Genomic DNA, 14,869 nt, shown 5'->3' with positions numbered 1-14,869 from the left:
AGCAGCAGAGCCGCCCCGCTGTCCGCAATCATGAAGCCTTGACGGTCCAACGGCGCATTGACGTCCAGCGGCACATACACCGCCGCGCACTTGCTGATTGCCAACTGGCTGACCAGCAGGTCCACGGAACGCTCCAGCAAAATCGCCACGCGGTCGCCGGGCGCAACGCCTTGACCGAGCAGGTGATGGGCCAGGCGGTTGGCCCGTCCGTTCAGTTCGGCATAGCTGACCTGTTGCTCGCCATGCACCGCCGCCACCGCCTGGGAAGCCGCCGCCGCATGGGCTTCGAACAGCGCGTGCAAGGTGCAGGTGTGCGGGTAATCCCTGGCAGTGCCATTGAACGCCTGCAGCACCTGATGACGCTCAGCCGGCGGCAGTATCGACACACCGTTGAGGGGCGCCGATGGCGTATGGTCCAGCGCATCGACCAACTGTTCGATGACGGTATTGAAGTAGACACCGATTTTTTCCGCGTCCAGCGTGGCAACCGCCAATATGCTCAGGCTGAACTGCTCGCCCAGGTCGTTGACACTCACGCTCAGCGGGTAGTTGGTGCGCTCATGCACATCCATCACCGCAATGCCGCGCCAGGCATGCTGGTACTCGGCCTGCTCGGCCGCCGACGGCAGCGCACTGTGCCGATAGTTGAGCAAGGCACTGAACAACGGCACGCTCGCCGGCACCGCGCTGCAACGTTGCGCCAGCGCCAGTGCGGCGTGCTCATGGCCGAGCAAGCCACTCAGGCGGGCGTGGGTGGCCTTGACCGCCGCCTGCACCGGCTGGTCATCGATATCGACACGCAGCGGCAGGGTGTTGATAAACATGCCCAGCGCCCGGTCGGCGCCGTCTCCGCCCTGCATGCGGCCCATCATCACCGTACCGAACACCACGCGGTCGGTCTGCGCGATAACACTCAGCACCCGCGCCCAGGCCAGGTGAAACACGCTCGCCGGGCTGACGCCCAGTTGCCGGGCATGTACACGCAGCCGGCGGCTCAGGCCCGCGCCGAGGGTCAGTTCGGCTTCGTCGATGTCCGCCCCGTCATCCTCGACGCTCTGCAGGCTAAACGGCAGGGTCGGCTCCTCGATGTCCGCCAACATTTCGCGAAAGAACGCTTCATGCTGCTGCTCACTGATGCCCAGACGCGCCTGGGCGACGTAGTTGCGATAGGGCACCGCCGCTCCCAGGCGGTCGGCGTGATCCAGCAGATACGCCTGCATTTCATGCTGCACCACCTCGACAGCGGTGTGATCGAGCACCAAGTGATGGAAGACAAAGAACGCGACGATTGTCCCGCGTGCCGCATCATGGGCGTAGACCAGGCGCATCAGCGGTGCCTGGTTCAGGTCGAGACGGGCGTAGCGCGCCCGCACGTCGGCACGCAGTTGCTCGGCGACTGGCGTTGCGCCAGGGGCCGGCGTGAACGGCTCCACCGGCAATGGCGCATGGCGCAACACCACTTGCATCGGCTGCTCCAGCCCTTCCCAGAGCACGGCGGTGCGCAGGATGTCGTGGCGCTCGACCACCTGTTGCAGGGCTTGGCAAAACGCCTGAAACCGCGCGCTATCCGCCAATTCGAATTGCGACGTGAGGACGTACGGGTCACGGTGCTCGGCCGACAAATGCAGGTAGAGAATGCCCTCCTGCAACGGCGCCAAGGGATAGATGTCTTGCACATTGGCCGCACCACCGGGCACCGCGGCGACGATCCGGTCGATGCTCGCCTGATCCAGTGTGGCCAGGGGCAGCAGGTCCGGGGTGATCCGGGTGCAGCCGGCCTCGATGCGATTGGCCGGTACCGCCACTTCGTGGCCGGCGCCCACCGCCGCCGCCAGGGCCGCCAGGGTCGGCTGGCTGAACAGCACGCGTACATCGGCGCTCAGGCCCACCTGGCGCATGCGTTCCACCAGGTTGACGGCCAGCAACGAATGCCCGCCCAGCTCGAAGAAGTGGTCATGCCGCCCCACCCGCTCGACTTTGAGCACATCGGCCCAGAGCTGCGCGAGGGTGGTTTCCACGTCGCCCGCCGGGGCTTCATAGCCTCGGCTGAGCAATGCTTCCAGCCCGGGCTCCGGCAGGGCCTTGCGGTCGAGCTTGCCGTTGGCGGTCAGCGGCAGGCTATCGAGCTGCACGTAGGCCACCGGCACCATGTATTCCGGCAACTGCACCTGGACAAAGCCACGCAGGCTCTCGGCGTCCAGCGCATCGTCGGCGGTGAAATAGGCGACCAGCCGCCCGTCACGGACCAGCACCACCGCTTCACGGACCTGGGGATGGGCGGCCAGGCAACTGTCGATTTCGCCCAGTTCGATGCGTACGCCACGGATTTTCACCTGGTCATCGTTACGCCCCAGGTACTCCAGGGTGCCGTCCTCACGCCAGCGCACCAGGTCACCCGTGCGGTACATGCGCGCTTGCGGGTCGCGGCTGAACGGGTCCTGAAGGAAGCGTTCGGCGCTCATCTCAGGGCGGTTCAGATAACCCCGGGCTACCCCGGCACCGGCCACATACAGCTCGCCGGCCACTCCTTGCGGCAACAGTTGCCGTTGCGCATCGAGCACGTACACCTGCGCGTTGGCCACCGGTTTGCCGATGTGCAGGGGCTTGCCCGCTTCGATCAAGCCGGAGGTGGCAACGACCGTAGCTTCGGTCGGACCGTAGTTGTTGACCAGCTTGAAGCGCCGAGGCGTGTGGAACTGACGCAGACGGTCACCGCCAATCAGCAAGGTCTTGAGCGTCGGGTGTTCCAGGTGCTGGCTGAAGGCGTACTCGGCCACCGGCGTCGGCAGGAAGCTCACATCCAGCGGCTGGGCGACCCACCATTGCAGCAGTGCGTCGATGTCTTCATGGGCTTGCTGCGCAGGCGGCAGGTGCAGGGTCGCCCCCGCGCACAAGGCCGGCCAGACTTCCCAGGCCATGGCATCAAAACCGAAACCAGCCACGCTGGACGTCTGGCTGCCGGCGTGCAGGTCGAAGGCATCGCAATGCCAGTTCACCAGGTTCTCCAGGGTCTGGTGTTCGACCATCACCCCTTTGGGCTGGCCGGTGGAACCGGAGGTGTAGATCACATAGGCCAGGTGCGCCGGGGTCAGGCCGGCCACGTGCGGGTTGTCGGCAGGCGCGGTGTGCCAGGCAGCCGAATTCAGATCGATGACCGCAACCGGCAGCCCGGCGACCAGGCCGGCGGTCGCCGCCTGCACCAGAACGGCCACGGGCGCGCTGTCTTGCAACAGGTAGGCAATACGCTCCTGGGGGTGCGCCGGGTCAACCGGCACGTAGGCCGCGCCAGCCTTGAGGATCGCCACCAGGCCCACCAGGGTTTCGACGCTGCGTCGAGCGCAGATCGCAACGCGATCGTCAGGGCCCACGCCCCGTTCGATCAAATGGTGGGCCAGTTGGTTGGCCTGCTCGTTGAGCTGTTGATAGCTCAGTTGCTGCGCGCCCTGGCGCACGGCCACCGCCTGGGGCAACGCCCGTACACGCGCCTCGAACCTGGCATGAATGGTCTGCCCACGCGGGTAATCCCTGGCCGTGTGATTAAAACCGACCAACTGAAGGCGCCGCTCTTCGGCGGGCACGATCGGCAAAGCCTGCATCGGCGTGGCGTGGCCCTGCTCCAGCGCCTCGACCAGGCTGTGCAGCGCGGTGAGCAGATAACCGAGGATGCGCGCCAACGGCATGCTGGCGACGCCTTGCAGTGTCAGGTTGAAATCCTCACCGACATCATCCACCGACAGCACCAGCGGATAGTTGCTGCGCCCCTCGCCGCCCAGCAGCTCGATACCGTCCCATTGCGGCCCGCTCGATGCCGACGCGTGGCTCTGGCGATAGTTGATCAAGGCACTGAACAACGGCGTAGGCGCGGCCACGCCGCTGCAACGCTGAGCCAGCGCCAGCGGCGCGTGCTCATGCCCCAACAGGCGCGTCAGGCGCACATGGGCGGCCTTGGCCGCGGCCTGTACGTCCAGTGCGCCCACATCCAGACGCAGCGGTAAGGTATTGATAAACAGCCCCAGCCCGCGCTCACTGCCCTCGGCACCGCCCATGCGCCCCATCAGCACGGTGCCGAACACGACATCGTCACGCCCGGAAATACGCCCCAGCACCTGGGCCCAGGCCAAATGATGCAGGCTGGCGACGCTGACCACCTGCTGCCGGGCCTGGGTGCGCAGGCGTCGACTCAACTCGGCGTCGAGTCGATGCACCTGTTCGCCGACCTGCTCGTCGCCCTGCACATCCTGATGACCGAAAGGCAGGGTCGGCTCATCCAGATCGCCAAGCATGTCGCGAAAGAACCCTTCATGCTCCTGCTCGGTCGTGCCCAGGCGTGCCTGGGCCACATAGTTGCGGTATGGCACCGCCGCGCCGAGCTGTTCGGCATTGCCGTACAGACAGGCATGGATCTCCTGATACACCACCTGCATGCCCACATGGTCAATGGCGATGTGATGGAACAGCAACATCGCCACCCACCGCTGGTTGGCCGGGTCTTCGGCGAACACCACACGCAACAGCGGCGCCTGGCCCAGCGGCATATGCATCGAGCGGGTGTCGAAGCGTCGGTACAACTGCTCGGTGATCGGCCCTTCAGCCGGGTCGAGCAGCACCTCGTCGATCATCAGTTGCGACTCGCGCCAGACCACTTGCACCGGCTCATCCAACCCCTCCCAGACAATGCTGGTGCGCAGGATGTCGTGACGGTTGACCACCTGCTGCAGGGCCTGGGCAAAAGCCTCCAGGCGCGGCCGCGTGGTGATCGCGAACTGTGAACGCATCAGGTAGAGGTCGCCTTGGCGCGCCGTGACGTGGTGGTAGAAAATCCCCTGCTGAAGCGCCGCCAGCGGGTAAATGTCCTGCACATTTGCGGTGCCGCCGGGCACCGTGGCGACGATACGGTCAATCGCCGCCTGGCTCAGGTTGACTAGCGGCAGCAGCGCCGGGGTGATCCGGGTGCAGTCGGGGCGGATGGCATTGGCCGGAACCTCGAGTTGCCCAGCGCGCTGCGCCGAGTAATCGCCGGCCTTGATCAAGGCGATCAGCGCGGCTTTATGCTCGCGCAGCGATGCCAGCACGCCCGGCTCGCTCAAGGCCAGCTTGTTGCCCTGCAACACGAGTTGATCGCCCTTGACGGACAGCTGCACATCCTTTTGCTTCAGTGTCGCCAACAGTTCGATAACACTCACAGGACCATCTCCATTCTTTCCGTAATTGCCGCGTACTCCCACAGCGTGGAGTGTTCGAACAGCGCCTTGACGTTGGCCTCGATGCCTTCCTGGCGTAAGCGCCCGATCAAGCTGACCGCGAGTAACGAATGCCCACCCAGCTCCAGGAAGTTGTCGTGGCGACCCACGCGCTCGACCTTCAACAACTCTGTCCAGAGCCGCGCCATGGCGGTTTCAATTTCGCCCTGAGGGGCTTCGTAGGCATGGGTGCGCAGCGCTCCCACGTCTGGCGCCGGCAGGGCCTTGCGATCAAGCTTGCCGTTGGGGCTCAGCGGCAGCGCGTCAAGGTGCACGAAGAGTTGCGGCACCATGTAGTCGGGCAATTGCTCCAACAGATGCGCACGCAGCGCCTCGGTGGCGGCCGGCACGCCGGTGTAATAGGCCACCAGGCGTTTGTCGCCCGGCACGTCCTCACGGGCCAGCACCGTGGCTTCCTGGAGATGCGGGAACTCGCCGAGGCGTGCCTGGATTTCCCCCAATTCGATACGCACGCCACGGATTTTCACCTGGTCATCGTTGCGGCCCAGGTACTCGATGTTGCCATCGGGCAAATACCGAGCAACGTCACCGGTACGGTAGATTCGCCCAGCACTGTAAGGGTCCTTGAGGAAACGCTCGGCGTTCAACTCGGGACGGTTCAGGTAGCCTCGGGCAACCTGCACACCACCGATGAACAGCTCGCCACTGACACCCAGCGGCACCGGCTGCAAGTGCGCATCGAGCACGTACATGCGCACGTTGCCAATCGGCTTGCCGATCGGGGTGTTGTCCGGGGTAACCGCGCCGTTGCAATCCCACGCCGTGACCTCTACCGCCGCTTCGGTGGGGCCATAGTGGTTGAACAAGGCGCTGCCCGGCAGTTGCGCCTTGAAACGGCGCACCAGGCTGCCCGGCAAGGCCTCGCCGCTGCACATCACCCGTACCAGCCCGGCCGCCTGGCTGACATCGCCATGGGCCAGGAACACATCGAGCATCGAGGGCACAAAATGCACCGTGGTGATCCGTTCGGCCTGGATCACCTCACACAGGTAGGCCGGGTCTTTGTGCCCACCGGGGCGAGCCATGACCAGGCGCGCACCGGTGAACAGCGGCCAGAAGAACTCCCACACCGACACGTCGAAGCTGAACGGGGTTTTCTGCAGGAGCGCATCCGAGCCGTCCAGGCGATAGGTGTCCTGCATGCACAGCAGGCGGTTGACCACCGGGCTGTGTTCGTTGATCACGCCCTTGGGCTTGCCGGTGGAACCTGAGGTGTAGATCACGTAGGCCTGATGCTGCGGGGACAATTGGGCAATCAGCGGGTCGTTTGCCGGTTGGTGCTGCCAAGTGACGTGCTCCAGGTCGACCACCGGCACGCCGACGTCACCGAGCAAGGCGCGGGTAGAGCCTTGTACCAGGACCACCGACGGCGCGCTGTCTTCCAGCATGTAGGCCAGGCGGTCCAGCGGATACGCCGGGTCCAGCGGCACGTATCCGCCGCCGGCCTTGAGGATCGCCAGCAACCCGATGACCATCTCGACGCTGCGCTCAACACAGATGCCGACCCGCGACTCCAGTCCTACGCCCTGTTCGAGCAGATGATGGGCGAGACGGTTGGCATGTTGGTTCAGCTCGCGATAGCTCAGGCGCCGGCCGTCCGCCTGCAGCGCAATCGCGTCCGGCGTGCGTTGCACCTGGGCTTCGAACAAGCCGTGAATCGTCTGTTGTACCGCGTGGTCCCGGGCGGTGTCGTTGAAGCGCTCCAGCAGGGTCTCACGCTCGGTTGCCGGGATTACCGAGAGGTGCCGCACGGCAGTGTGCGGCGCCGTCTCCAGCGCCTCCACCAATTGCTGCAAAGCAGTCTGCATGTAGGCTGCTACGCGCTGGGCATCCACGCCGCTGGTCTGTACGCCGAGCAGGAAGCCTTCGCCTTGGTCATCCACCGACAGCATGCACGGGTAGTTGGTGCGTTCACGAACTTCCAGCACCTGCGCGCCGGACCAATACTGCGGCCCTTCGCGCTCCAGCAACGGGCTGTGTCGGTAGTTGAGAATTGAACTGAACAGCGGCGACGAAGCCGGCACGGCGCTGCAGCGCTGCGCCACCACCAATGGTGCATGTTCATGCCCCAAGAGTGCCGAGAGCCGGGCGTGTACAGCGCGCACCGCGGCGCGCACGCCTTGCTCATCGACGCTGACCCGCAGCGGCAAGGTATTGATGAACATGCCCAGCGCCCGATCAGCGCCGTCGCCACTTTGCATGCGCCCCAGCAACACGGTGCCGAACACCACATCATCCCGCCCGCTGACGCTGGCCAGCACCCGCGCCCAGGCCAGGTGGTGCAGGCTGGCCGCGCTGACACCCAAGTGGCGCGCCTGCGCCCGCAGGCGCCGGCACAGCCCAGCTTCGAGCTGGATCTTGGCTTCTTCAGCCGCGAGCCCGTCACCCTGCACTTCCTGCAGGCCGAACGGCAGCGTCGGCTCGTCGATGTCGCCAAGCATTTCGCGGAAGAACTGTTCGTGGTCGGCCTGACTGACGCCCAACAGCGCCTGCGCCACGTAATTGCGGTACGGCATTGCCGCGTCCAACTGCGCAAAACCGCCACTGCGGTAGGCAAGGACCTCCTCGCTGATCACATCCAACGCCGTGTGGTCCATGGCAATGTGGTGGAACAGCAACATCGCCAGCCAGCGCTGGTTGGCCTCATCGTGCACGTAGGCCAGGTGCAGCAGCGGCGCCTGGCTCAACTCCAGCCGCACCCGGCGCGGGTCGAAGTGCGCGTGCAATTGCTCCAGCATGGCGCCCCGGGCCGGATCGAAATGCAATTCTTCGAGGGGCAGCTCGGCGTGGCGCAGCACCACTTGCACCGGCTGTTGCAGGTCCTCCCAGTAGATCGCGGTACGCGTCATGTCATGCCGGTCAATCACGGCTTGCAGCGCCTGGATGAAGGTCTCGAGCTGCGCACGACTGTCCAGGCTGAAGGTCGCCTGCAACAGGTAGGGGTCGCCCTGCTCGCTGGTGATGTGGTGGTACAAAATGCCCTGCTGCAACGGTGCCAGCGGGTAGATGTCCTGTACATTGCGCGCCCCGCCCGGCACCCGCGCGACGATACGGTCGAGGGTGTCCTGCCCGAGGTCGATCAGGCTCAGCATGTCGGCGCGGATGTGCGCGCAATCCGCCGGGATACCGTTGGCCGGCACCTGGATTTCACTGCCGCCTCCCACCGCTGCCGCGAGGGCCGCCAGTGTCGGCTGGCCGAACAGCACGCGCACGTCGGCGCTCAGGCCCTGTTGGCGCATGCGTTCGATGAGCTTGACCGCCAGCAGCGAGTGGCCACCCAGTTCGAAGAAGTTGTCTTGGCGCCCCACGCGGGCTACACCCAGCAGCTGGCTCCACAGTTCCGCCAGGGTGGTCTCGATGGCGGTGTGCGGGGCTTCATAATCACGGCTGGCGAACGCCTCCACATCCGGCACCGGCAAGGCGCGGCGGTCGAGCTTGCCGTTGGGCGACAGCGGCAGCGCGTCCAGATGCACATAGGCCGCAGGGATCATGTAGTCGGGCAGCAGCGCCTGCAGATGCTCGCGCAGCACGTCGACACCCGCAGGCTGCGCCTCGGCGTGGGCGGTGAAATAGGCCACCAGGCGCTTGTCGCCGGGGCTGTCTTCGCGCACCAGCACCGCCGCATCGCGGATGCCCGGATGCTGGGCCAGGCGCGCTTCGATCTCGCCCAGTTCCACACGGAAACCGCGGATCTTGATCTGACCGTCGTTACGCCCCAGATAATCGATTTGACCGTCGGCCTGGTAGCGCCCCAAGTCACCGGTTTTATACAGGCGGCCGTGGGGCATGAAGGGGTCGGCCAGGAAGCGTTCGGCGGTCAGGTCATCGCGGTGCAAATAACCACGGGCCACGCAGGCGCCGCCAATATAGATTTCACCGGCAACTCCCAACGGCACCGGTTGCAGGTGTTCGTCGAGCAGGTAGATCCGCGTGTTGGCCACGGGCACGCCAATCGATGGCAGCACCGGCCAGGACCGCGCATCCCCCTTAAGGGTCAGGGCCGTGGTGACATGGGATTCGGTCGGCCCATAGTGGTTGTGCAAGCGGCAGCCAGGCAGGCGCTGGAACAGCTCGCGCATCGGTTCGCTGATACGCAGTTGTTCACCGGCGGTGATCACATCCTGCAGCGCACAGGGCAAGCGCCCCAGCTCAGGCGTCTCGGCCACGGCTTCGGCCAAGGCCTGCAGGGCAATGCACGGCAGGTACAGGCGTTGCACGCGCTGCTCGCAGAGATGTCGGAACAGTGCGCGGAAATCCAGGCGCAAGTCACCCGGGATCAACGACAACTCACCGCCTGCGCACAGGGTGCTGAAGACCTCCTGGAAGGCCACGTCAAAGCCCAATGCGGCAAACTGCAGGGTGCGCTGGGCCGGACGGCCATCGGCCAGGGTTTGCGCAATCTGCCACTGCATCAGGTTGACCAACGGCCCGTGAGGCATGGCCACGCCCTTGGGCTGGCCGGTGGAGCCGGAGGTGTAGATCACGTAGGCCAGGGCGTCGGCATTCAGGCCCGCTACTTGCGGGTTGTGCGCGGGCTGCGCAGCGAGGCCGTCAACCGCATCCAGCAACAAGGTCGGCACGCTGCACGGGTTGAAACGTTGCGCCAGGCGCTGCTGGGTCAGCAAGGCCCTGGGTGCGCTGTCTTGCAGCATGTACCCCAGGCGTTCGTCCGGGTACGCCGGGTCCAACGGCACATAACCCGCGCCGGCCTTGAGAATCGCCAGCAGGCCGGCGACCATTTCCAGGCTGCGCTCGGCGCAGATCGCCACGCGGTCATTGGCGCCGATGCCGTCGGCGATCAGGCGGTGGGCAAGCCGGTTGGCCAGGGTGTTCAAATCGCCATAGCTGAGTGACTCGCCGGCATAGGTCACGGCGATTGCCTCCGGCTGGCGCTGTGCTTGTGCTTCGAACAGCGCGTGCACGGTCGCCGTGGGCGGGTATTGAACATCCATGGCGTTGAAGTCGGCCAGCAACACCTGACGTTCAGCGTCCGGCAGGATCGCAAGGCTATGCAACGCCTGATCCGGCTGGTGCTCCAGGGCGTCGGCGATGGCTTCGAGTACGCGGTGCATGTAGCCGCAGATGCGCTGCGGGTCGACGCCGGCCACGGCTTGCACGCTCAAGCCGAAGGCATCACCGAGGTCGTCCACCGACAACATCAGCGGGAAGTTGGTGCGTTCTTCGCCGCCGACCATTTCCACCCCGCCCCAGACCAGGGCCTTGCCGGCATCTTCCGCCGATTGTGCGCCGACGGCGGCATGCCGGTAGTTGAGCAAGGCGCTGAACAGCGGTGTCGGTGCCACCACGCCACTGCAACGTTGTGCCAGGGACAGCGGCGCATGTTCATGGCCAAGCAAGGCGGCCAGGCGCGCATGGGTGGTTTTCAGCGCACGTTCGACACCCTGGTCGCCCGCTTCAACGCGCAATGGCAAGGTATTGATGAACATCCCGAAGGCACGGTCGGCGTCTTCGCCGCTGCTCAGGCGGCCCATCAACACGGTGCCGAACACCACGTCGCGGCGTGCGGCCAGATGCCCGACTACCTGGCCCCAGGCCAAGTGGTACAGGCTGGCATTGCTCACGCCCAGGCGCCGGGCCTGGGTGCGCAGGCGCTGCCCGAGCAGCTTGGCCACCGGCACGCTGGCTTGGGTCACCCCTTGGCCATCGCCCTGCACATCCTGCAAGCCGAACGGCAAACTCGGCTCGTCGACGTCGCCCAGCATCTCGCGGAAAAACGCCTCGTGGGCGGCCTGGCTGGTGCCCAGGCGGGTCTGCGCCACATAGTTGCGATACGGCACCGACGGCGCCAACCGATCACCGCGACCTTGCATCACGGCCTCGATTTCCTGGCCCAGCAGCGCCAGCGAGGTCGCGTCATCGATCAGGTGATGGAATTGCAGGACCGCAACCCAGCCGCTACCCGGCAGGTCTTGGGCGATATGCAGGGCCATCATCGGCGCGCGGGTCAGGTCCATGCGCGTGTGACGTGGGTCAAAGCGCTCGGACAGTTGCGTGGCCACCGCTCCCTCTGCCGGATCGAACTGTACTTCCTGCACGGGCAGGCGTGCCTCGCGCCAGACCACTTGCACCGGCTCGTCGAGACCTTGCCAGGCCACCGAGGTGCGCAGGATATCGTGGCGATCAATGACCTGTTGCAGGGCCTCGACAAAGCTCTGCACCTGCTCGCGACCGGACATGCGCAACACCGCCTGCAACAGGTAGGGGTCGCCCTCGGTGCTGGCCTGGTGGTGGAACAGAATGCCTTCCTGCAACGGCACCAGCGCATAGATATCCTGTACGTTGGCGACACCGCCGGGGATGCCGGCGACCACGCGGTCGATCTGCTCCTGGGGCAAACGCGTCAGGGGCAACATGGCCGGAGTGATCCGCGTGCAATCGGCCGCAATCGCATTGGCCGGCACCTGTACCTGGTGTCGGCTGCCGGCGGCAGCGGCCAGCGCGACCAGGGTCGGCTGACCGAACAGCACGCCCACATCGGCGTTCAGGCCGACCTGGCGCATGCGCTCGATCAGCTTGACCGCCAACAGCGAGTGGCCGCCCAGCTCAAAGAACTGATCATGCCGCCCTACCCGCTCGACGCCCAAGAGTTCGCTCCAGAGGCGCGCCAGGGTGGTTTCCAGCTCACCTTGCGGCGGCGCGTACTCGCGTCGCGCAAAGGCTTCGGTATCCGGCGCCGGCAGAGCCTTGCGGTCCAGCTTTCCGTTGGTGGTCAGCGGTAAACTCGTCAACATCACAAAGGCGCTAGGCACCATGTACTCGGCCAGGGACACGCGCAGCTGCGTGCGCAACTCGGCGGCCGATGGTTCAGCGCCGTCGGTGGCGATCACATAGGCCACCAGGCGCTGGTCTCCCGGCTCATCTTCGCGGGCGATCACCACCGCTTCGCGCACGCCTTCACAGGCGGCCAGGCGGGCCTCGATCTCACCCAGCTCGATACGGAAACCACGGATCTTCACCTGGTCGTCGTTACGCCCCAGGTAGTCGATGCTGCCGTCCGCCAGCCAACGACCCAGGTCGCCGGTACGGTACATACGTGCGCCCGCAGTGGTGGCAAACGGATCGTCAAGGAAGCGTTCGGCGTTCAATTCAGGCCGGTTCAAGTAACCACGGGCCACGCCTGCGCCACCCACGTACAACTCACCTTCCACGCCGTGCGGGACGGGCTGGCCCTGTGCATCGAGGATGTACAGGCGCAGGTCCGGTATGCGCCTGCCAATCGGGCTCGTGCCGACGCGCTCGGCGTCAGCGGCGGTCAGTGCGCGATAGGTCACATGCACGGTGGTTTCAGTGATGCCGTACATGTTCACCAGTTGCGTACCGGCGTTGCCTAGGCGTGCGTACCACGGCTTGAGAATCCCCGGTTCCAGGGCCTCGCCGCCGAAGATCACCTGGCGCAGGGAGTGCTTGAGTTCGCTCTGGCCCTGGGCCGCAATCAATGAACGGAAGGCACTCGGCGTCTGGTTGAGGATGGTCACCCCGGCGTTGCACAACAGCGCATAGCAGGCGTCCGGCGAACGGCTGGTCAGCTGCGGCACCACCAGCAACTGCCCGCCATGCATCAGCGCGCCCCAGATTTCCCAGACCGAGAAGTCAAACGCAAACGAGTGGAACAGTGCCCACACGTCTTGCTCGTTGAAGTGGAACCAGCCCTCGGTGGCGCTGAACAGGCGTGCCACGTTGCAGTGTTCGATCATCACCCCCTTGGGCAAGCCGGTGGAGCCGGAGGTGTAGATCACGTACGCCAGGTTGGCCGAAGTCAGGCCCGGTACGTGGGGATTCTGAGTGGACTCACCCTGGCAATCGCCGCCGTCCAGTTCGAGCACCGGCACCGACAGCTCGGTCACCAGGGCACGGGTCGCCTGCTGCACCAGCACCGCTACCGGCGTGCTGTCTTGCAGGGTGTAGCTGATGCGTTCCTGCGGGTACGCAGGGTCAATCGGCACGTAACCGGCCCCGGCCTTGAGGATGCCGAGCAGGCCGATGATCATGTCCAGCCCGCGCTCGACACAGATCGCCACCCGGTCATCCGGGCGCACGCCCAGGCTCAGCAAGCGATGCGCCACCTGGTTGGCGCGGCGGTTCAAGTCGCCATAGCTCAAGTGTTGGCCGTCGAAAATCAGCGCTGTCGCATGGGGCCGCGCTGCCGCCTGCGCCTCAAACTGCCCATGGAGAGTGGCATGGCTGGGGTACGTGCCGACGTCGGCATTCCAATGCTGCATCAGCGCGCGGTCGGCTTCGGTGGTCAACGAAAACTCAGCCACGGCCAGATCGGCATTCTCCAGGGCCTGCTCGAGCACGTGGGTAAAGCGCTCGGCCAGGGCCTCGATATCATCGGCGTTGAAATACGCCTCGTTATAAACGTAGTGCGCCCACGCCTTGTCCTTGTGATTGCTCGCACGCAGGTGAAACGCCAGGGGCATCTGCTCGTGGTTGTTGGTGACTTTGAGCAGGTGCCCGCCCTGCTCGGCGAACTGGTACAGGTGGTCGTCCTGTTCGTAAGACAAGGTCAGGTCGAACAGTTGGCCCCCTTCGGTCCGCAGGTTCATACCGCTCAGAGGGAAGCGTTGGTGGCGATAATCCTGCTTGAGTGCGTCGCGTACCGCGCCGACCAGGGCGCTGAAGGTCAGCTCGCGACCGAGGCTGAAGCGCACGGCGCTGACCTGGGTAAACAGACCCAGGGTGGTTTTGAACTTGGCCGAGCGGTTGAGCAACGGCAAGCCCACCACCCATTCATCGCGCTGGCTCACACGCGTGAAGTAGACATACATGGCCGCCAGCAACACGTGGTAGGTCGAGGCCTGGCAGGCTTGCGCCAGCTCTCCCATCCGATCGTGCAACACCACCGGGAACGGCCGCACATAGTGCCGGCCAGGGGCTTTGCCCTTGGCATGCTGGTTCTGATAACGCGGGGTAAACAGCGCTTCGGGCAAGGTCTGATACTTGTGCTGCCAGTATTCGCGATCCTTTGCATAACGTGCCGACTCGCGGTAACGCAGGTCGTCGTCAATGAAGTCGACATAGGAGCTGGCCTGCATGTCAGGCTGTCGCGCCTCGGCGAGGTCGCTGTAGATGCCGCCCAGCGACTGCAGCATTTCTCCGAAAGCCCAGCCGTCGAGAATGATGTGGTGGGCCTGGCTGGCGAAGTAGTAGTGCGCCTCCCCCAACTTGATCAGGAAAAAGCGAAACAGCGGCGCCTGGGTCAGCGAAAACGCGCGGGCCATATGCTCGCCCATCCATACCAACGCGGCGCTGGCAGGATCGGCGTGTTCAGAGAGGTCGAGCAGCGGAACCTCCACCGGCACAGTTGGCGCAATACATTGCAGCGGCACGCCATCGGCATCGGTGGCATCCAGCAGCGTGAGGCGCAGCGCGTCGTGCTTGGCCACCAGCAACTCGGCGGCGCGTTGCATCCGTTCGGCGTTGATCGGGCCGTTGAGTTCCAGGTAAGAGCCGATGTTGTACAGCGGCGATTCAGCCTGCGTGATCTGGTCCAGCCAGATGGCTTTCTGCGCGGCGGTCAGCGGGAATGTCTGCGGCAACTGCACGGGCGAATTCATGCGATCACCTGCGCGGTAAACCCTGCCACG

2 protein-coding genes are annotated in these 14,869 nt (G+C 65.2%); both read right to left on the bottom strand.

The features are described 5' to 3' along the window. A partial coding sequence (locus C9383_RS14750) for an amino acid adenylation domain-containing protein (RefSeq protein ID WP_428842271.1) occupies nucleotides 1-5,183 on the bottom strand: 5,183 nt, incomplete at its 3' end. Further along, the gene (locus tag C9383_RS14745; RefSeq protein WP_090372014.1) at nucleotides 5,180-14,839 is read right to left on the bottom strand and encodes a non-ribosomal peptide synthetase; all 9,660 of its coding nucleotides are present in this window, start codon (nucleotides 14,837-14,839) and stop codon (nucleotides 5,180-5,182) included. The genes C9383_RS14750 and C9383_RS14745, both read right to left, overlap by 4 nt. Nucleotides 14,840-14,869 lie beyond the last annotated feature (30 nt).

The organism is Pseudomonas palleroniana (assembly GCF_003031675.1).
In the GTDB taxonomy this organism is placed as follows: domain Bacteria; phylum Pseudomonadota; class Gammaproteobacteria; order Pseudomonadales; family Pseudomonadaceae; genus Aquipseudomonas; species Aquipseudomonas palleroniana.
The sequence above is the reverse complement of the archived record's forward strand: the minus strand, read 5'-3'. Positions and strand labels throughout refer to the sequence as shown.